The sequence below is a fragment of the Streptomyces afghaniensis genome (genome assembly GCF_044327915.1).
In the GTDB taxonomy this organism is placed as follows: domain Bacteria; phylum Actinomycetota; class Actinomycetes; order Streptomycetales; family Streptomycetaceae; genus Streptomyces; species Streptomyces afghaniensis.
In genome coordinates this window covers 433,649-452,033 of record NZ_JBIRGJ010000005.1, presented here as the reverse complement: position 1 = coordinate 452,033, position 18,385 = coordinate 433,649, and the positions used below count along the sequence as shown (strand labels likewise).

At 70.7% G+C, this 18,385-nt stretch carries 19 protein-coding genes; 4 read left to right on the top strand and 15 right to left on the bottom strand.

Going from position 1 to position 18,385, the window contains the following annotated elements; translation table 11 throughout:
* Nucleotide 1: 1 nt before the first annotated feature.
* From ACH4G3_RS20735 to ACH4G3_RS20725, 3 genes are read right to left on the bottom strand one after another with little or no spacing between them, the layout of a single operon-like run.
* On the bottom strand, nt 2–874 hold the full coding sequence (locus ACH4G3_RS20735) for an ABC transporter ATP-binding protein (RefSeq protein WP_397625871.1): 873 nt from the start codon (nt 872–874) through the stop codon (nt 2–4).
* Complete coding sequence (locus tag ACH4G3_RS20730) at nt 864–1,856, bottom strand: branched-chain amino acid ABC transporter permease (RefSeq protein ID WP_397625870.1); 993 nt, start codon at nt 1,854–1,856, stop codon at nt 864–866. Before ACH4G3_RS20730 ends, ACH4G3_RS20735 begins: the two co-directional genes overlap by 11 nt.
* An 11-nt stretch (nt 1,857–1,867) precedes the next feature.
* Nucleotides 1,868–2,863: a branched-chain amino acid ABC transporter permease gene (locus ACH4G3_RS20725; RefSeq protein ID WP_397625869.1), complete on the bottom strand. Its 996-nt coding sequence runs from the start codon at nt 2,861–2,863 to the stop codon at nt 1,868–1,870.
* Nucleotides 2,864–2,978: 115 nt separating this feature from the next.
* Here ACH4G3_RS20725 and ACH4G3_RS20720 point away from each other — a divergent pair, with 115 nt between their 5' ends.
* Entirely contained in the window at nt 2,979–3,899 is a 921-nt protein-coding gene (locus tag ACH4G3_RS20720; protein ID WP_397625868.1) for a class I SAM-dependent methyltransferase, read from the top strand.
* Nucleotides 3,900–3,938: 39 nt separating this feature from the next.
* On the top strand, nt 3,939–4,223 hold the full coding sequence (locus ACH4G3_RS20715) for a DUF6332 family protein (RefSeq protein ID WP_397625867.1): 285 nt from the start codon (nt 3,939–3,941) through the stop codon (nt 4,221–4,223).
* Here ACH4G3_RS20715 and ACH4G3_RS20710 read toward each other — a convergent pair.
* The 4 genes from ACH4G3_RS20710 to ACH4G3_RS20695 form a co-directional block, all read right to left on the bottom strand.
* The gene (locus ACH4G3_RS20710; protein WP_397625866.1) at nt 4,184–4,849 is read right to left on the bottom strand and encodes a response regulator; all 666 of its coding nucleotides are present in this window, start codon (nt 4,847–4,849) and stop codon (nt 4,184–4,186) included. The genes ACH4G3_RS20715 and ACH4G3_RS20710 overlap by 40 nt on opposite strands.
* Before the next feature lie 33 nt (nt 4,850–4,882).
* Nucleotides 4,883–6,106: a sensor histidine kinase gene (locus ACH4G3_RS20705; RefSeq protein WP_397625865.1), complete on the bottom strand. Its 1,224-nt coding sequence runs from the start codon at nt 6,104–6,106 to the stop codon at nt 4,883–4,885.
* Nucleotides 6,107–6,159: 53 nt separating this feature from the next.
* Nucleotides 6,160–6,333 carry a hypothetical protein gene (locus ACH4G3_RS20700; RefSeq protein ID WP_397625864.1) on the bottom strand — a complete coding sequence of 58 codons (174 nt, stop codon included), beginning with the start codon at nt 6,331–6,333 and terminating at the stop codon, nt 6,160–6,162.
* Nucleotides 6,334–6,400: 67 nt separating this feature from the next.
* Nucleotides 6,401–7,102 (bottom strand): TetR/AcrR family transcriptional regulator, encoded by a 702-nt coding sequence (locus ACH4G3_RS20695; protein ID WP_397625863.1) that lies wholly within the window; start codon nt 7,100–7,102, stop codon nt 6,401–6,403.
* A 182-nt stretch (nt 7,103–7,284) separates the two neighbouring features.
* On the opposite strand from ACH4G3_RS20695, the gene ACH4G3_RS20690 reads away from it, so the two are divergent.
* Nucleotides 7,285–7,734, top strand: a complete 450-nt coding sequence (locus ACH4G3_RS20690) for a nitroreductase family deazaflavin-dependent oxidoreductase (protein ID WP_397625862.1) — start codon at nt 7,285–7,287, stop codon at nt 7,732–7,734.
* Here the strand turns inward: ACH4G3_RS20690 and ACH4G3_RS20685 are convergent.
* The gene (locus tag ACH4G3_RS20685) at nt 7,718–8,962 is read right to left on the bottom strand and encodes a geranylgeranyl reductase family protein (RefSeq protein WP_397625861.1); all 1,245 of its coding nucleotides are present in this window, start codon (nt 8,960–8,962) and stop codon (nt 7,718–7,720) included. The genes ACH4G3_RS20690 and ACH4G3_RS20685 overlap by 17 nt on opposite strands.
* 134 nt (nt 8,963–9,096) lie before the next feature.
* Between ACH4G3_RS20685 and ACH4G3_RS20680 the strand changes: the two genes are divergently transcribed.
* Nucleotides 9,097–10,452 (top strand): dipeptidase, encoded by a 1,356-nt coding sequence (locus tag ACH4G3_RS20680; RefSeq protein ID WP_397625860.1) that lies wholly within the window; start codon nt 9,097–9,099, stop codon nt 10,450–10,452.
* A 65-nt stretch (nt 10,453–10,517) separates the two neighbouring features.
* Here ACH4G3_RS20680 and ACH4G3_RS20675 read toward each other — a convergent pair whose 3' ends face one another.
* The 7 genes from ACH4G3_RS20675 to ACH4G3_RS20645 all read right to left on the bottom strand — a co-directional run bounded on the left by ACH4G3_RS20675 (nt 10,518) and on the right by ACH4G3_RS20645 (nt 18,337).
* Nucleotides 10,518–11,603: an ABC transporter ATP-binding protein gene (locus ACH4G3_RS20675; protein WP_397625859.1), complete on the bottom strand. Its 1,086-nt coding sequence runs from the start codon at nt 11,601–11,603 to the stop codon at nt 10,518–10,520.
* 26 nt (nt 11,604–11,629) lie between these two features.
* The gene (locus tag ACH4G3_RS20670; RefSeq protein WP_397625858.1) at nt 11,630–12,730 is read right to left on the bottom strand and encodes an ABC transporter ATP-binding protein; all 1,101 of its coding nucleotides are present in this window, start codon (nt 12,728–12,730) and stop codon (nt 11,630–11,632) included.
* Between the two features lie 27 nt (nt 12,731–12,757).
* Nucleotides 12,758–13,750 carry an ABC transporter permease gene (locus ACH4G3_RS20665; RefSeq protein ID WP_397625857.1) on the bottom strand — a complete coding sequence of 331 codons (993 nt, stop codon included), beginning with the start codon at nt 13,748–13,750 and terminating at the stop codon, nt 12,758–12,760.
* Nucleotides 13,751–13,824: 74 nt separating this feature from the next.
* On the bottom strand, nt 13,825–15,501 hold the full coding sequence (locus ACH4G3_RS20660; protein ID WP_397625856.1) for an ABC transporter substrate-binding protein: 1,677 nt from the start codon (nt 15,499–15,501) through the stop codon (nt 13,825–13,827).
* A gap of 76 nt (nt 15,502–15,577) precedes the next feature.
* Nucleotides 15,578–16,609 carry an ABC transporter permease gene (locus ACH4G3_RS20655; RefSeq protein WP_397625855.1) on the bottom strand — a complete coding sequence of 344 codons (1,032 nt, stop codon included), beginning with the start codon at nt 16,607–16,609 and terminating at the stop codon, nt 15,578–15,580.
* Between the two features lie 306 nt (nt 16,610–16,915).
* The gene (locus tag ACH4G3_RS20650; RefSeq protein WP_397625854.1) at nt 16,916–17,959 is read right to left on the bottom strand and encodes an NUDIX hydrolase; all 1,044 of its coding nucleotides are present in this window, start codon (nt 17,957–17,959) and stop codon (nt 16,916–16,918) included.
* Between the two features lie 147 nt (nt 17,960–18,106).
* A complete protein-coding gene (locus ACH4G3_RS20645) occupies nt 18,107–18,337 on the bottom strand; it encodes a hypothetical protein (protein WP_397625853.1) in 231 nt (76 codons plus the stop codon).
* Nucleotides 18,338–18,385: the final 48 nt, after the last annotated feature.

Here is an 18,385-nt window from a genome sequence, read left to right as displayed (position 1 = left end):
GCTACTCCTCCTCGCCCTTGTCCTCGCTCACCTCCGGCTCGTCGTGCCGTTTGCCCAGGTAGGCGTCCACGACGGCGGCGTTCCGGCCGATCGTGTGCGGTGGGCCCTCGGCCACCAGCCGGCCGTCGGCCATGACGGCCACCCAGTCGCTGATGCCCATCACCACGTCCATGTCGTGCTCGACGAAGCACACCGTGAGGCCCTCGTCCCGCAACTGCGTGATGTGTCCGAGCAGCGACTGGGTCAGCGCGGGGTTCACCCCGGCCATCGGCTCGTCGAGCAGGAGCATGACCGGCCGGGCCATCAGCGCGCGGGCCAGTTCCAGCAGTTTGCGCTGCCCCCCGGAGAGCGTGCCGGCGTGGTCGTCGCGCAGGGGCCCGAGCCGGAACCGGTCCAGCAGTTCGCCGGCCCGGCGCTCCAGCTCCCGCTCCTGCCCGCGCCACAGCGGTCGCAGCAGCGCGGGCAGCACCCGCTCGCCCCGTTGCCCGGGCGCGGCCAGCAGCAGGTTCTCCAGCACCGTGAGCCGCGCGAGCGTCCTCGTGAGCTGGAACGTACGGACCATGCCGCGCCGCGCCACCCGGTGCGCCGGGGCGCCGGTGAGCGACTGTCCGTCGAACGACCACCGGCCGCCGTCGGCCCGGTCGAACCCGCTCACCACGTTGAACAACGTGGTCTTGCCCGCGCCGTTGGGCCCGATGAGTGCCGTGATGGCCCCGCGCTGCACCTCCAGATGCTCGACCCGCACGGCGACCAGGCCGCCGAAGGTACGGGTCACCTGCTCCAGAACCAGGAGGGGGTCGGGCTTGCGCACCCCCGGCTCCGGATCGATCGCCGAGAGCCGGCCCGTACGGGACACGACAGGATCAACGGCCACTGAGCAGCATCTCCTTCCGGCTGCCGAGGAGGCCCTGCGGCCGGAACGCGACCAGCAGGATGAGGGCGATCCCGACCAGGGCGAAGCGCACCGCGCCGACCTCCGACGTGCTGATGAGGTCCGGTGAGATGTACTCGGCGTCGATGGCCTGGCGGAGCGCGCTGTCGAGGAAGCTGAGGACGAACCAGAACAGGATCGAGCCGACGACCGGCCCGAGGATCCGTCCGGCACCTCCGAGGACGAGCAGCGTGTACAGGAAGAACGTGACGCCCGGATCGTAGTTGTCCGGGTTCACGGACTGCACCTGGATCGCCTGCATCATGCCCGCGACCGCCCCGATGACGCCGCCGAGCACGAGGCTCTGCATCTTGTACGCGTAGACGTTCTTGCCGAGGCTGCGCGCGGCGACCTCGTCCTCACGGACCGACCGGATGACACGGCCCCACGGGCTGTGGATCAGCAGGGCCATCAGACCTCCGACCACGAGCACCAGCGCCCATCCGATGATCATCACCCAGAGGTCGCGGGAGCTGAACCGCACGAGCCACACGCCGTAGGTGCCGGGCTCGATGGGGTTCAGCTCGTAGAAGTCGTTGGCGAACCTCTGCAGCCCGAACACGCCACCGGTGACCGGCTCGGCCCAGCTGGACCGGTAGAACAGCCGTAGCGTCTCGCCCGCCGCGATCGTGGTGATCGCGAGGTAGTCGGCCCGCAGCCGCAGGGTGGGCAGGCCGAGCAGCAGCGCCAGCACGATCGCGCAGGCGATGCCGCCCAGGACGCCCAGCCACATCGGGCCGTCGTACGTCGACACCGTGATGGCGAGCCCGTAGCCGCCGACCAGCATGAACCCGACCTGGCCGAAGTTCAGCAGCCCCGTGTAGCCGAAGTGCAGGTTCAGGCCCATCGCGGCGAGCGCGTAGACGGCGGCGATGGGGCCGATTCCCGAGCGCAGGGCGTCGGAGACGATGGCCGAGAAGTCCATGGCGCGCCCCCTCACCCGACGCGTTCGGCCCGGCCGAGGATGCCCTGCGGCCGGACGAGCAGGACGACGATGAGGACGAGCAGCGCCCACGCGTACTGCAGGTCCACCGGGAACCACAGGGTGGACATCTGGGCGACGACGCCGATGACGAGGCTGCCGACCATCGCACCGTAGGCGGAGCCGAGGCCGCCCAGGATGATCCCCGCGAACATGAGCAGCAGGAGCTTGAAGCCCATGTCCCAGGTGACGATCTCCACCAGGCCGAAGAAGACCCCGCCGAGCGCGGCCAGAGCGCCGGCGAGCATCCACACGAACAGCACCACCCGCTGCACGTCGATGCCCGACGCCTCCGCGAGGTCGCGGTTGGCGGAGACGGCCCGCACGGCCGTGCCGATCCGCGTCTTCTGCAGGAGCGCGGCGATGCCGAGCAGCACCAGCACGGCGAGCACGGTGACGGCGAGATCCCGCGGGGTGATGCCGGCCGGCCCCAGGCCGATCGTGCTCTGGATGTCGTACTGCGCGTAGGAGGCGGGCCGGGTTCCGTACAGCACGAGCACCACGTGCCGCAGCAGCAGCGAGAGCCCGATGGTCACGATGAACATGTTGATCAGCCCGGTGCCTCTGGCCCGCAGCGGGCGCCAGAGGCCGCGCTCGACCGCCCCGCCCAGCAGGGCGCCGAGGACCACCGCGGCGAGGGCGGCGGGAATCAGGTGCCAGCCCGGACCGGCCGCGGAGACGTTGAGGAAGAACGCGAAGGTGGCGCCGATCGTCACGAACTCACCGTGCGCGAAGTTGATCAGGTGGATGGTGCCGAAGATCAGCGAGAGCCCGACCGAGGTGATCGCGATGATCACCCCGAACTGGATACCGTCGATCAGCGCCTGCAGAGCGCGTGCGGCGAAGGTGGGGCCGCGCGGAACTTCCTCACCCTGTGCCCGGGCTGAGATCGCGGGCACCGTCAGGAGGACCAGGGCGAGGGCCGGTACGAGCATCCGCTGAGAGCGCACGGCGATTCCGGTACGTCACGAACGTCCCTTATGGGCTCAGTGTAAGCGCAGGCCTGGGCGGTGACACGGACAGTGGGCCCGGTGTGAGCGGCCCTCGGAAAGGGGAGGCTGCGGGATGGGTGACGGCGGGGACCTCGCGAGTGCGTACAACGACGACAGCGTGCTCTTCCGGGTGCTGCGGCACCTCGGCTGGGACAGCCTGGTCGACATCGGCTACTTCACGCTGCCCACCCTGCCGCTCGTGGTCCTGGCCGGGCCGGCGCCCTTTCAGCGCCGGCTGGCCCGCCGGTCGCTGGCGTTACTGGACGCCCGGCCCGGACAGCTCGTCCTGGACGCCGCATGCGGTCTCGGCGACACCACGGCGCGGTTGGGCGCCACGGGATGCCGGGCGCTGGGGGTGGACATCCAGCCCGCGCAGATCGACCAGGCACGTCGCCGCTTCGGTGGCCTTCCCGGTGTGCGTTTCGCCGTCGCCGACGCCACGGCTCTGCCGCGGCAGGCCGCGCGGATCCCGCTGGCGGACGGTTCCTTCGACCGGGTGCACTGCCTGGAGGCCGCCTTCCACTTCGGCCATGAGGGCCGCAGGTCGTTCCTGAGCGAAAGCTTCCGGCTGCTCCGCCCAGGAGGCCGGCTCGTCCTCGTGGATGTCACGTCCCGTACGGACCAGCCGATCGGGGCTCTCGACGCGACCGGCCTCGTACGCGGGACCTGGCGCTTCGACGACATCGAACCGTACGAGCGGTACCCGCTGATGGCGTCCGCCGCCGGCTTCACCACGCGCCGGATCCTCGACTGGACCACTCCCGTACTCCACCGGGCAGCCCAACTCTGTGCCCTGTTCGCCGCCACCGCGTCCACCCGGGCCGGCCGACAGGCCCTGTGCGTGCGGTGGCCCGGCCTCAGGACGCTCGACGCACAGGACTGGGACGAGGTCGTCGCCGTCGTCCGGGCTCACCGGGCCATCGGACGCGTCACTCGCTACACGGCGTACGTCCTCGACAAACCGGCAGACGGCGTCGCCGGCGTCGCCCCGTAGTCGCTTGCCCACTGAAGCCCCTCCTGTTTGACTCGCCGTATGACCAGTCACGGGGGACGGCGCACGCAGGCCGAACGGGACGCGATCACCGTCGAGATCGGGTACGCGCTGTGCAGCGCGGCCTTCGCGGCGGCGGTCGTCTTCGGGGCCGTGGCCGGTCCCGCGCTGCTCTTCGACCTCCCGGACACGCCGGAGAGTCTCCTGCTGCGCGCCGGGCTGGTGCTCACGCCCGTCCTCTTCGTCGCCCGGGTCGTCAGTGTGCTGGCCCGGTTCCGCTCGGCGGATCAGCCCAGCCAGCCCGGCCGCACCAGCCCGGACTCGTAGGCGAGCACGACCAGTTGGGCCCGGTCGCGGGCGTGCAACTTCACCATCGTGCGGCTGACGTGGGTCTTCGCGGTGAGCGGGCTGACCACCAGGCGGCGGGCGATCTCCTCGTTGGACAGGCCGATGCCGACCAGGGCCATCACCTCCCGCTCCCGCTCGGTGAGCCGGGCCAGCGCGCCGGCCGCCGCGGGCTCCTTGGAGCGGGCCGCGAACTCGGCGATCAGGCGGCGTGTCACCCCCGGCGAGAGCAGCGCGTCGCCCGCGACCACCGCCCGCACGGCGCGCAGGAGTTCGTCCGGCTCGGTGTCCTTGACCAGGAATCCGGAGGCTCCCGAGCGGATCGCCTCGAAGACGTACTCGTCGAGTTCGAAGGTGGTGAGCATGACCACCTTGACGTCCTTCAGGTCCGGGTCCTCGGTGACCCGGCGGGTCGCGGCCAGGCCGTCGAGCGCGGGCATGCGGATGTCCATCAGGACGACGTCGGGCCGCAGTTCGCGGATGCCGCGCACGGCCTCCTCCCCGTCGGCGGCCTCCGCGGCCACCTCGATGTCGGGCTGCGCGTCGAGCAGCGCCCGGAACCCGGCCCGGACCAGTGACTGGTCGTCGGCGAGCAGTACGCGGATCACCGTCGTCCTCCTGACGTGGTTCTGGGGTACGGCTCAACGGCCGGCGGAAGCCCGCAACGGAAGTACGGCGAGCACCCGGAAACCGCCGTCCGGGCGGGGTCCCGCCTCGATGGTGCCACCCAGCGCGGCGGCCCGTTCCCGCATACCGGCCAGCCCGTTGCCGCTGCCGCCCGCGTCGGCGCCGGTCGCGGGCCCGTCGTCGTCGACGCGCAGCCGCAGCACGTCCGCGTCGTGCGCGAGGTGCACGCGCGCGTGCCGCGAGCCCGAGTGCCGTACGACGTTGGTCAGGGCCTCCTGGACGATCCGGAAAGCGGCGAGGTCCGTGCCGGGCGCGAGCCGGGGCGGTTCCCCCTCGACGTCCACCGTGAGGCCCGCGCTCGCCGCCTGCTCCACCAGCTCGGGCAGCCGGTCCAGCCCGGGCGCGGGGGCGCGCGGCGCGTCACCGGGCGCGCGCAGTGTGTCGAGCACCTGGCGGACCTCGCCGAGCGCCTCCTTGCTCTGGGCCTTGATCGTGATGAGTGCCGTACGGGCCTGTTCGGGATCGGAGTCGAGGAGCGCGAGGCCGACACCCGCCTGGACGTTGATCACGGAGATGCTGTGGGCGAGCACGTCGTGCAGCTCCCGCGCGATCCGCAGCCGCTCCTCGTCGGCCCGCCGCCGCGCGGCCTCGGCACGCTCGGCACGCTCCCGGGCCCACTGCTCGCGCCGGACCCGGAACAGCTCCGAGACCGCCGCGATCGCCACCACCCAGGTGGCGACCACCAGCTCCCCGCCCCAGGAGGCGGCGGAGTCCCCCGACGGCGGCAGCCACTGGTAGAGCCAGTGCGCCACCAGGACGTGCCCGGCCCAGAGCGTTCCCATCGCCGCCCACGCCGCCCGGCGGTGCCCGGCGACGATCGCGCTGAAGCACGCCAGCGCGACGGTGAAGAGCACCGGCCCGTACGGATACCCGGCCCCCAGGTAGACCATGACGGCACCCGCGGTGCAGAAGACCACGGCGACCGGATACCGCTTGCGCCACAGCAGCAGCCCCCCGGCCACCAGCAGCAGGACCCGCGCGAAGGGGTCCAGGGCCGCCCGCTCGCCCTCCTGGCCATGAGCGGCGAAGTTCGAGCCGGCCAGCACGAAGACCGTGACGGCGACGCTGGACCGCCAGGGCCAGCGGGGCGCACGCTCCCCCTCCCCCCACCGGTCCCACCAGGGAGGACCGTGCCGCCACCACTGAGGCGGACCGCCCCGCACCCGCTGCTCGTCCATACCCGTCACGCTAGACGCCGCCGGCCCGCGGCGGCGTCACCCGCGCGTGGTGATCACGCGTACTCCCCGCGGAGTACGTCGTCCGCCGGGACGGCCTCGCCCTCCCTGATCCGCAGCCGGCGCAGCCGCCGCGGCGCCCACCAGTTCGCCCGCCCGGACAGCCGCATGGTCACCGGCAGCAGCACGACCCGGCTCAGGGTGGCGTCGACGAGGATCGAGCCCTGCACGCCCGGGTCCTGCGCCAGGATCCGGCTGCTGCCCGGGCCGCCGGTTCCGGTGGCCCGAGAGTCCGGCTCACCCCTTCTGCGGATACACCAGCCCCACGCCGTGGGCGAGCTGCCCCACCGCGTACCGGAAGAACACCTCCCGGTCCTCCACCACCCGGTTGAACTGCCCGAACAGCTCGAACCCGACCAGCCCGTACAGCTGGGCCCAGGCCGCGACGAGCACCGTCACCACCTCCGGCGGGAGGTCCGGCGCGAGGTCGGCGGCCATCCGCTCGGCCTCCGGGCGCAGGTCCGCCGGGAGCGAGGGCCGGGCCAGGCCGAGACCGCGGTACGCGTCGCGCACGACGCCGATGAGCAGGAGACCGACTCGGGCGGCGGCCGGGACGGTGGTGTCGGGGGCGGTGTAGCCCGGGACGGGCGATCCGTAGATGAGGGCGTACTCGTGCGGATGGCCGAGCGCCCAGCGCCGCACCGCCTCGCACACCGCGATCCAGCGTTGCAGGGGGCCGGAGCCGGCGGCCCCGTCGTGGGCGGCCTCGGCGGCTTCGCCGAGGGAGTCGTAGGCGTCGATGATGAGGGCGGTCAGCAGGTCGTCACGGCTGGGGAAGTAGCGGTACAGCGCGGAGGAGACCATGCCGAGCTCGCGGGCGACGGCCCGCAGCGAGAGCCGGGCGGCGCCATCGGCCGCGAGCTGTCTGCGGGCCTCGTCCTTGATGGCCGCGGTGACTTCGATCCTGGCCCGGGCACGGGCGCCGTGTGCGGTGCTCATGCGTGTCATCGTGCCATGGAACCAGAGCAGTGCACACAAACGAGAGCAGTAATCAAAAACGAGAGCAGCGCTCTTGCCTTGGAGCGCCGACCTCGTGCAGACTGGCACCAGAGAGCGAGAGCAGCGCTCACAAAAGAGAGCGCCGCTCCACACCGCCGCTCCACATCGACCAGGGGGACCCCATGTCCGCACACGTCCGCAAGCCCGGCTGGTTCACCGTCAACGTCTTCAACCGGCTCGTCGCCTGGCTGACCCGCCGCGGCATCAGCGTCTGGGGCTCCCGCGTCCTCGCCGTCCGCGGCCGCAAGAGCGGCCAGTGGCGCACCACCCCGGTAAACCTGCTGACGCTGGACGGCAGGCAGTACCTGGTCGCACCCCGCGGCCACGTCCAGTGGACGCGCAACATGCGCGCGGCGGGCGGCGGCGAACTGCACCTCGGCAAGCACGTGGACACCTTCACCGCGACCGAGGTGGCCGACGACGACAAGACCCCGGTCCTGCGCGCCTACCTCAAGCGCTGGAAGGCGGAGGTCGGGGTCTTCTTCAACGGCGTCGGCCCCGACTCCCCGGACGACCAGCTGCGCCGGATCGCCCCCGACCACCCGGTCTTCGAGATCACTCTGAAGGGCTGATCTCCTCGCCCGTCGCGGCGGGACGGCGGTCCAGCGCGGTCAGGGCCCGCTGGGCCACCGGATACGTGCGGACGATCTCGCCCAGCGACGTCGCGCCCTGCGTGATCTCCTTGAACGCCCGCCAGGCCGGACGGAAGCTCGTCAGCGCCGCGTGGAACAGGCCGGGGCGGCGCTCGAACACGGTCAGCAGCCGCTTGCCGACGCTCATCTCCACACCGAGCCCGGCCTTGACCGCGAAGGCGTAGTTGAGGGCCTGCCGGCGCGTGTCCACGGCGTCGTGAGCCTCGGCGATCCGCACCGCCCACTCCCCCGCGAGCCGCCCGGACCGCAGCGCGAAGGAGATGCCCTCGCGGGTCCACGGTTCCAGCAGCCCCGCCGCGTCGCCGCACACCAGCACCCGCCCGCGTGAGAGCGGCGAGTCGTCGGCCCGGCAGCGGGTCAAGTGCCCGGAGGAGATGCTCGGTTCGAAGCCGGCCAGGCCCAGCCGCCCGACGAAGTCCTCCAAGTACCGCTTCGTCGCGGCGCCTTCGCCCCGCGCCGAGATCACCCCGACCGTCAGGGTGTCGCCCTTGGGGAAGACCCAGCCGTAACTGCCGGGCATGGGGCCCCAGTCGAGGAGCACCCGCCCCTTCCAGTCCTCGGCGACGGTCTCCGGCACCGGGATCTCCACCTCCAGGCCGAGGTCCACCTGGTCGACCTTGACCCCGACATGGGCCCCTATGCGGCTGGCGCTGCCGTCCGCGCCGACCACCGCCCGCGCGAGCAGAACCTCGCCGCCCTGGAGGAGCACGGCGACCGTGCGCCGGTCGGGCACCGACGAGCCGTGCTGCTCGACCCGCTGGACCGTGACACCCGTACGCAGCTCGGCGCCCGCCTTCTGCGCGTGCTCGACCAACTGCTGGTCGAACTCGGGCCGGTTGATCAGCCCGAACAGCATCTGCTTGGACCGGCGGGTGCGCGTGAAGCGGCCGTTGTTCGAGAACGTCACCGCGTGCACGCGGTCCCTGAGCGGCAGCTCGAAGCCGGGCGGGAGGGCGTCGCGCGAGGGGCCGATGATGCCGCCGCCGCACGTCTTGTACCGCGGCAGCTCCGCCTTCTCCAGCAACAGCACGCGTCTGCCGGCGACCGCCGCCGCGTACGCGGCCGAAGCGCCCGCGGGTCCCGCGCCCACCACGACGACGTCCCACACCTGCTGCACGTCGTCCGCCGAAGAGTTCTCGCTGCTCACGATGGTCTACTGCTCCCGATCAAGCCGCCTGCCCCTGCTGTCTCCCGCATCCTACGGCGGACCTGGCCGAAGGCCGCTGTGGGAGGATCTACGGCACTCACCGCTACAACGTCGCACCCACGAGGAGCGTGCCCATGTCGTCGAATCCGGTCGCCGAGACCGTCGCCTCGCTGATGCCCAGGGCGAAGGAAGAGCTCACCGAACTGGTGGCCTTCCGGTCGGTGGCGGACTTCGACCAGTTCCCGAGAAGCGAGAGCGAGGCAGCCGCCCGCTGGGTCGCGGACGCGCTCGCCGCCGAGGGTTTCCAGGACGTGGCCCTGCTCGACACCCCCGACGGCACGCAGTCGGTCTACGGCTGCCTGCCCGGCCCCGAGGGCGCGAAGACCGTCCTGCTGTACGCCCACTACGACGTGCAGCCGCCGCTGGACGAGGCCGGCTGGACGACCCCGCCGTTCGAACTGACCGAGCGGGACGGACGCTGGTACGGGCGCGGGGCCGCCGACTGCAAGGGCGGCGTCGTCATGCACCTGCTGGCGCTGCGCGCGCTGAAGGCCAACGGCGGCGTCCCGGTCCACGTGAAGGTGATCGCCGAGGGCTCGGAGGAGCAGGGCACGGGCGGCCTGGAGCGGTACGCGGAGGCGCACCCGGACCTGCTGGAGGCCGACACGATCGTCATCGGCGACGCGGGCAACTTCCGGGTCGGGCTGCCGACCGTCACGTCCACGCTGCGCGGTATGACTCTCGTCCGCGTGCGGATCGACACGCTCGCCGGAAACCTGCACTCGGGCCAGTTCGGCGGTGCCGCGCCCGACGCGCTGGCCGCCCTGATCCGGGTCCTGGACTCGCTGCGCGCCGAGGACGGTTCGACGACCGTCGACGGACTCACCGGGGACTCGGCCTGGGAGGGGCTCCAGTACGACGAGGAGCGGTTCCGGCAGGACGCCAAGGTGCTTGACGGCGTCGAGCTGATCGGCTCCGGTACGGTCGCCGACCGCATCTGGGCGCGGCCGGCCGTGACGGTCCTCGGCATCGACTGCCCGCCCGTCGTCGGTGCCACCCCGTCCGTGCAGGCGAGCGCCCGGGCGCTGATCAGCCTGCGGGTGCCGCCGGGTGTGGACGCGGCCGAGGCGACCAAGCTGCTCCAGGCTCACCTGGAGGCGCACACGCCGTGGGGTGCGCGGGTCAGCACCGAGCAGATCGGCCAGGGCCAGGCCTTCCGCGCCGACACCACCAGCCCGGCGTACCAGGCCATGGCGGACGCGATGGCGGTGGCGTACCCGGGGCAGGAGATGAGTTACGCCGGCCAGGGCGGCTCCATCCCGCTGTGCAACACGCTCGCCGCGCTCTATCCGCACGCGGAGATCCTGCTCATCGGGCTGAGCGAGCCGGAGGCCCAGATCCACGCGGTCAACGAGAGCGTCTCCCCCGAGGAGCTGGAGCGGCTGTCGGTGGCGGAGGCGCTGTTCCTGCGCAACTACGCGGCGAGCTGACCGCTCTGCCCCCGGCAGAAGGCCCTCGCCCGCGGACGAGGGCCTTTTCTCGACGCGGACACGACCTAGCCGAGCGCCGGATCGAGGACGATGTCCTCCTCGCGCGCCGCGACCGTCGGCTCCTCGGGGAAGTGGCAGGCGGTGAGATGGCCCGCGGGACTGCCCTCGGCACGTACCAGCCGCGGTTCCTCGGTGGCGCACTTGTCCTGGGCCTTCCAGCAGCGGGTGCGGAAGCGGCAGCCGGAAGGCGGGTCGATCGGCGAGGGCACGTCGCCGGCCAGCCGGATGCGCTCGCGTCGCTGCGTGGCGTCCGGGTCGGCCTCGGGCACGGCGGACAGCAGCGCGTGCGTGTAGGGGTGCCGTGGCCGGGTGTAGAGCGACTCCCGGTCGGCCACCTCGACGATCTTGCCGAGGTACATCACGGCGACGCGCTCCGAGAAGTGCCGTACGACGGCGAGGTCATGGGCGATGAAGACGAAGGCGATTCCGAACTCCCGCTGCAGGTCCTGGAGCAGGTTGACGACCTGGGCCTGGATGGAGACGTCCAGCGCGGAGACGGGCTCGTCGGCGACGATCAGCTTCGGCCGCAGGGCGAGGGCGCGGGCGATGCCGATGCGCTGGCGCTGGCCGCCGGAGAACTCGTTCGGGTAGCGGTTGTAGTGCTCGGGGTTGAGGCCCACCGTCTCCAGGAGTTCCTGGGCGCGCCGCTTGTGGCCCTGGGGCGGGTTGATGCCGTTGAGCCGCATCGGCGTCTCGATGATGGTGCCGACGGTGTGCCGGGGGTTCAGCGAGGAGTACGGGTCCTGGAAGATCATCTGGAGGTTGCGGCGGGCCTCCTCCATCCGTCCGGGAGGCCGGTGGGTGATGTCCTCGCCGTCGAACACGACGGACCCGCCGGTGGGTTCGAGCAGCCGGGTGATCAGGCGGCCGGTGGTCGACTTGCCGCAGCCGGACTCGCCGACCAGGCCCAGCGACTCGGCGGGCCCGACCGAGAAGTCGATGCCGTCGACGGCTCGCACGGCCCCGATCTGCCGCTGGAAGATGATGCCCTGCCGGAGGGGGAAGTGCTTCTGCAGACCGCGCACTTCGAGGAGGTTCTCGCCGGTGGGGCGGTCGGTGGTCGGCCCGGTGAGGGGCTGGGTGGTGCTCACGGCTTGCTCCCTTTCGTCCGCCGCCGTCACTGCGCGACCCGTACGGCGTCGGCGCCGCGGTCGTCCGGGCCGCTCCCGCCGCGGATCTCCTGCTTGGCCTCGTCGGTGAGATGGCACGCGGCGAGGTGCCCTCCGGTGCCGGGGACGAGGCGCAGCTCGGGCCGTTCCACGGTGCAACGCCCCTTTGGTGCCCAGCCCTTGTAGGCGCAGCGCGGGTGGAAGGAGCAGCCGTCCGGCAGGTTGATCAGGCTCGGCGGGGTGCCGGGGATCGGGTTCAGCCGTTCGCCGACGTCGCCGGTGAGGTGCGGCATGGACTGCAACAGGCCCCAGGTGTACGGATGCTGAGGCTGCTTGAGGACCTCGCGGGTGGTGCCGTACTCGATCCGGCGGCCGCCGTACATCACCAGGATGTCGTCGGCGATGTCGGAGACCACGCCGAGGTCGTGGGTGATGATGACGACGGCGGAGCCGAACTCCTCCTGGAGATCGCGGATCAGGTCCAGGATCTGCGCCTGGACGGTGACGTCCAGGGCGGTGGTGGGCTCGTCGGCGATGAGCAGGGCGGGGTCGCAGACCAGGGACATGGCGATCATGGCGCGCTGGCGCATGCCGCCGGAGAACTGGTGCGGGTAGTCCCTGACCCGGCGTTCGGGCTGCGGGATACCGACTCGCTTGAGCATCTCCACCGCGCGTTCCTTGGCCTCCTTCTTGGAGACCTTGTGGTGGACGCGGTAGGCCTCGGCGATTTGGGAGCCGACGGTGAAGAAGGGGTGCAGCGCGGAGAGCGGGTCCTGGAAGATCATGGAGACCGTGCGGCCGCGCAGTTCGCGCATCCCGGCCTCGGGCAGGGCGACGAGTTCCCTGCCCTCCAGCCAGATCTCGCCGGAGACCCGGGCGCGGGTGCCCTTGTGCAGTCCGAGCAGGGCCAGCGAGGTCACCGACTTGCCGGAGCCGGACTCGCCGACGATGCCGAGGGTCCTGCCCTTGTCCAGGGTGAAGGAGACGCCGTCGACGGACTTGACGAGGCCGTCCTCGGTCGGGAAGTGCACCCTCAGGTCGCGTACGTCGAGGAAGGGTGCGGGCGCGGGCGTGACGTCCGCGGGCTGCGGTGAGGTCGATACGGACACGGGTGTTCCTAAGGACGAAAGGGGGGCTCAGGCGAGGCGCACGCGCGGGTCGACGAGGCCGTACACCAGGTCGACGACCACGTTGGCGAGGACGACGAACGTCGCGGCGAAGAGCGTGGTGCCGAGGATGACGGGCAGGTCGGAGTTCTGGACGGAGTCGACCGCGAGCTTGCCGATGCCGTTGATGCCGAAGACGGACTCGGTGATGACCGCGGAGCCGCCGATCAGGGAGCCGACGTCCATGCCGAAGATGGTGATGATCGGGGTGATGGCGGCGCGCAGTCCGTGCTTGAGGACGACGGTGGCGGCCGGCAGGCCCTTGGCGCGGGCGGTGCGCATGTAGTCCTCGGCGAAGACCTCCAGCATGGAGGAGCGGGTGAGCCGGGTGTACATCGCGAGGTAGACGATGACCAGGGTGGCCCACGGCAGGATGAGGCCCTTGAACCAGCCGGCCGGGTCCTCGGTGATCGAGGTGTAGCCGGAGGTCGGCAGGATCTGGAACTTGTCGACGAAGAGGTACAGCAGGAGCAGGCCGATGAAGTAGATCTGCACCGACACGCCGAACAGGGCCAGTCCGACCGCCGCCTTGTCGGCGGCCCTGCCCCTGCGGACCGCGGCGACGGTGCCGAGGCCGACGCCCAGGATCAGGAAGGCCACGGCGGCACCGAGACCGAGGGAGAGGTCCGCCGGGAAGTCCTGCAGGAGCGTGGTCAGCACGGGGGTGTCGGTCTGGAAGGAGATGCCGAGGCAGGGCGCCGCGCAGTGGATGCGGACGCTCTGGTCGCCGTAGTCGCGGCCCGCGACGAGTCCCTTGATGAACTCCCAGTACTGCGTCAGGTAGCTCTGGTCCAGGCCCAGCGAGTGCTTGATCTCCGCGAGGCGGGAGGGCGAGCAGGTCTTTCCGCAGGCCAGGAGCGCGGGATTGGACGGCAGCGCGAAGAAGATGAAGAACGTGATCGTGGTGATCACCAGCATGATCACGGCCGCTGCCAGCAGGCGTCTGATGAGGTAACGAAACATGGGGTGCCGGGACCTGACGTGAGTGGGGTGCCCGCCGGCGGCCTGGGCCGCCGGCGGGGTTCAGATGAGGTGCGTCACTTCTTGATGTAGGCGTGCACCAGGCTGGGTTCGGCCATGATCGAGTCGTCGATGACACCGCCGACCTTCGAGCCGCTCACCTCGCTGAAGTTCATGTACATCAGCGGGACCACGGCGGCGTCCTTCAGGATCTGCTCGTCCAGGGCCCCGTAGGCGGCGTTGCGCTGCTTGATGTCGGTCATCTTGCCGATCTTGTCGATCTGCGCGTTGACCTTCGGGTCGTTCAGGTACGAGATGTCGTTGTTGGACTGCGGGAGCTTCTTGATCTGGCGGCCGTCGAAGAGGGTGGGCAGCACGGTGGAGGCGTTGGGCCAGTCCGCGATCCAGTCGCCCCACGTCAGGTCGTACTGGTTCTTCACGTTGTCGACGGTGCTGAAGTAGTTGTTCTTGTCGATCGGAGTGATGTTCACCGTGATGCCGATCTTCGCGAGCGCGGTCTTCACGGCGTCGGCGAAGTGCTCGTGCGTGGGGATGTTCTCCACCGCGAGCGACATGGTCGGCTTGGGGTTGCCGGCCTGCTTCATCAGGGCCTTGGCCTTGGTGAGGTCACCGGCGGGGTTGCTGCTGTAGAGGTTGAAGTCCTTGTGGCCGTCGATACCGGGGGCGAGCATCGTGGTGGCGTAGTTGCCGTAGGCGGAACCGCCGAAGGCGCCGCGTACGGTGGTCTTGTCGACGGCGTACTCGATCGCCTGACGGACCTTGATGTCCTTGACCCGGTTCATGTTGATGGCCATGTAGTTGATGCCCGGGGCCGGGATCTTGTAGTAGCGCGACTTGAGCGAGGGGTCGCTCGCCATCGTCGTCAGGTCGGAGCCGGCGATCGGCGTCTGCGTGATCGCGGTCTGGGCGGCGCCGCCGTCGGACTTGATCTGCTGGTCGATGGCGGCCTGGTCCTGGCCGAACTTCGCGTCGATCTCGTCGAGGTTCTGCTGACGGATCGGGTCGGTCGCCTGGCTCCAGTTCTTGTTCCGGACGAGGACCATTTCCTTGTTCTTGGCGTACGACTTGATCATGTAGGGCCCGTCGGACCAGACGTGCGTGTCGTACGTGGCGCCGGTGTCGTGGGCCTTGGGCACGGCCGACCACCCGGTCATGGCCGTCGTCTCGTTGAAGTCGGCGACGGGCTGGTTGAGATGGAAGACGAGGGTGTACTTGTCCGGCGTCTGGATCGAGGCCAGCTGCTTGCCCTTGTACGGACCCTTGTAGGAATCACCGCCGACCAGCCACTGACTGGCGTACGGCGGGCCGCCGTTGATGTCCGGGGAGAACGCTCGCTCGACGCCGTACTTGACGTCCTGCGCGGTGACTTCGCTGCCGTCCTGCCATTTGACACCGTGGCGCAGGTGGAACGTCCACACCGTGGCACCCTTGCTGGGCGTTCCGGTGTCGGTGGCCAGGTCGCCGACCAGCTTGGGCTCGGACGCCGTCTCGTCCCATCCGGTGAGGGTGCGGACGAGCTCGTAGTCCATGCTCGAACCCTCGGTGGTGTACGTCCGCTGAGGGTCGATGTGGTTGAAGTCGGCGTCGTCGAGGATCGTCAGCGTGCCGCCCTTCGACGGGGAGCCGCCGGCGCTGTTGCCGGAGGAGCCTCCGCATGCGGTGGCCCCCAGGGCGATCACCACGGCGGAGGCCGTGAGAGCGACCGTGCGCGATCTGCGCGTGCTGCGCGTCATTGAGGAAACTCCGTTCTTGCTACGGGCTCGGCGGCCGTTCGTGGGGCCGCCGGGCCGACACTCGGGGGGTGGCTTGTCAGCCGCGCCGGGCGCGGGGATCCAGGGCGTCCCGGACGCCGTCCCCGAGGAGATTGAGCGCCAGGACCAGGAGGAAGAGCAGGACGCCGGGTACGAAGAGGTACATCGGGTCCTGGAGGAAGAACTGGGAGGCGTCCGACAGCAGCGCTCCCCAGTCCGGGTTGGGCGGGATGACGCCGACGCCCAGGTACGACAGGGCCGCCTCGGTGGTGATGTTCTGCGGGACGGCGAGGGCGAAGGAGATCAGGATCGGCGCCCACAGGTTGGGCAGCAGCTGCCGGAAGAGGATGTGCCGCCGGCCGGCGCTCATCAGCCGCGCGGCGTCGACGAACTCGCGCTCGCGCAGGGACAGCACCTGTCCGCGCACCAGACGGGCGGTGTAGGCCCAGGCGAAGACGGCGATGTTGAGGACCAGGACGAGCAGCCGGAGGTTCTCGTCGGTGCCGCCGTGGCTGTTGGTCTGGAGGGCGTTCTGGATCACCGGGGTGAGCGCGATGATGAACAGCAGCTGCGGGAACGCCAGCATCACGTCCATGACCCGGGACAGCAGGGAGTCGACCCAGCCGCCGAAGTAGCCGGCCGCGAGCCCTGCCACGACACCGACCGCGGTGGACAGCGCGGCCGAGGCGAAACCCACGTAGAGGGAGGTGCGCAGACCGTAGACGATGCGGGCGAACAGGTCGTAGCCGGTGCCCGGTTCGACGCCGAGGAGGTGGTGGGCGCTGATGCCGCCCAGGGACCCGTAGGGGAAGTTGCCCGTGTCGGGGTTGATCGCCTTGTTGTCGGGGGTGATCGGTCCCCAGCTGGTCAGCGCGGTGAGGACCGGCGCGAGCAGTGCGATCGCGATGAACAGGAGGGTGGCCACCAAGGCGGCCATGGTGACCTTGTCCCGCCTGATCCGCTTCCAGGCCATGCGGGCCGGTGAGCGGCCGGCGACGACGGCGTCGGCGGGGCGGGGGTCCTGCGTCGACGGCTCGGTCAGCAGCGCGGTGCCGCCACCGGCGTCGGCCGGCTGGTGTTGCGTGGTCATCGTACGGACATCCCGGATCTGCCCCTGAGGCAAGGAAATTGAGTGGCGGCCGAAAGTGCCGCCGTGAGACTCTGCGGACTTTCGCAACGACGTGCGAGTCCGGTCAAGCCGAGCAGGGGCCGGAAAAGGGATTGTTTGCGGTCATGGAAAAGTGTTGACGAGCACGGGGAATGTGATTACCCGCCGCGTGAGGGAGTGCGGGAGATTCCTTGGGCAGCGATTGGCAGTGGCTGCCTGGACGTTTCCTTTTGCTTTTCCCTCGGAATCCCCCGCGCCGGGTAAAGGGCACTGGCGGAGAGCTCGGCGTCAGCCGACCGGTACTCCGGCTTCCAGATAGAACGCCGCTCCGCGTTCGCGTGCCCTCAGGGCCCAGCGCAGCCGCTCGTAGCGCACCGGCGGCAGCAGGTCGGCGGCCTCCTCCTCGGTGACGAACCGCCAGTCACGCAGCTCCGGCCCGGGCAGCAGCAGCCGTCGGGCCTCCGTGGAGTCGAGGAGGCCGCCGTCGAAGAGGAGCCGCAGTCCGCCGAACCCGGGGGGCGAGGGGCGCTCCCAGTCGACGACGAGGAGGCTCGGTACCTCGTCGAGGTGGATGCCGGTCTCCTCGGCGACCTCCCGCACACCGGCGCGCGCGGGCGCCTCACCGGGTTCGACGACCCCGCCGGGGAACTCCCAGCCGGCCTTGTAGGTGGGGTCGACGAGCAGCACCCGGTCCTGTTCGTCGAAGAGCAGCACTCCGGCGGCGAGCGTCTCGGCGGTGGGCTCGGGCGTCTGCACGATGTCACAGACGGGCACGGAGCCGCTGTTGACGGCCTCGGCGATCCGGGCGGCGGTCTCGCGGGGCGTGAGGTCGCTGGTGTCGACCGGGTGGGCGTCGGCGGTGAGCCAGGAGGCGAGCGCGGCGCGGTACGGCTCGATGTGGTCGAAGGACCACCGGCGTATTCGCATCTCGCCGTCGGGCAGGTCCGGCGGAACCTCGCGGCCCGCTATTCGCTCCCGCAGTATCGTTTCGGCCGGAGCGAGCAGGATGTGGCTGACCGGAATCCTCCGGGCGGCCAGGCCGCCGAAGATCTCGTCGCGGTACTCCTGGCGCAGCAGGGTCATGGGGACCACCAGGGTCCCGCCGAGCTCGGCGAGCATCGCGGCCGCCGTGTCGATCACGAGCCGTCGCCAGATCGGCAGGTCCTGGAAGTCGCCGACCTCGGCGAGGTGTTTGGGCGGTAGCAGGTACCGGAGCGCTCCGCCGATGACCTCGGGGTCGAAGAGCGTGCTGTTCGGGATCAGTTCGATCAGTTCCTGTGCGGTGGTGGTCTTCCCCGCACCGAACGCGCCGTTGATCCAGACGACGGTCACAGGTCCCCCTCTTCTGTTGGCCCCCTGAGGCTTGCCCGCTCCACCCTGCCACGGAAACCAGCCGCAGTTGAGGGCGCATGACGACGGCGCCGGCGCCCCCCGTACGCGGGGAGCGCCGGCGCCGTGGGCCGGGGCCTGAGCGGCTCGTCAGCCCTTCTTCTTCTGAGCGCCCTTCTTGTGGGCACCCTTGTTCTTCTGAACGCCATCCTTCCCGGCCACGGACAGGCCGTCCTTGCCGACGGCCTGGTCGAGCGTCTTGAGAGTCTCGTCCACGTTGATGGCGGGGAGCTTCTCTCCGACAGCGTGCGACGGAGTGACCGCGGCGACGACGAAGCCGGTGGCCAGGGAGGCGATGGCGAGCATGCTGCGCTTCTTCATGCCCGACACAACTGCCGGACCCGCTCCGGGGTCACGCCGCTGGGCCGT

Bases quoted from the DNA above. Each gene is read 5' to 3' on its own strand.
- ACH4G3_RS20705 (WP_397625865.1), bottom strand. From the start codon at position 6,106: ATGGACGAGCAGCGGGTGCGGGGCGGTCCGCCTCAGTGGTGGCGGCAC.
- ACH4G3_RS20720 (WP_397625868.1), top strand. From the start codon at position 2,979: ATGGGTGACGGCGGGGACCTCGCGAGTGCGTACAACGACGACAGCGTG.
- ACH4G3_RS20730 (WP_397625870.1), bottom strand. From the start codon at position 1,856: ATGGACTTCTCGGCCATCGTCTCCGACGCCCTGCGCTCGGGAATCGGC.
- ACH4G3_RS20660 (WP_397625856.1), bottom strand. From the start codon at position 15,501: ATGACGCGCAGCACGCGCAGATCGCGCACGGTCGCTCTCACGGCCTCC.
- ACH4G3_RS20645 (WP_397625853.1), bottom strand. From the start codon at position 18,337: ATGAAGAAGCGCAGCATGCTCGCCATCGCCTCCCTGGCCACCGGCTTC.
- ACH4G3_RS20715 (WP_397625867.1), top strand. From the start codon at position 3,939: ATGACCAGTCACGGGGGACGGCGCACGCAGGCCGAACGGGACGCGATC.
- ACH4G3_RS20695 (WP_397625863.1), bottom strand. From the start codon at position 7,102: ATGAGCACCGCACACGGCGCCCGTGCCCGGGCCAGGATCGAAGTCACC.
- ACH4G3_RS20680 (WP_397625860.1), top strand. From the start codon at position 9,097: ATGTCGTCGAATCCGGTCGCCGAGACCGTCGCCTCGCTGATGCCCAGG.
- ACH4G3_RS20690 (WP_397625862.1), top strand. From the start codon at position 7,285: ATGTCCGCACACGTCCGCAAGCCCGGCTGGTTCACCGTCAACGTCTTC.
- ACH4G3_RS20655 (WP_397625855.1), bottom strand. From the start codon at position 16,609: ATGACCACGCAACACCAGCCGGCCGACGCCGGTGGCGGCACCGCGCTG.
- ACH4G3_RS20665 (WP_397625857.1), bottom strand. From the start codon at position 13,750: ATGTTTCGTTACCTCATCAGACGCCTGCTGGCAGCGGCCGTGATCATG.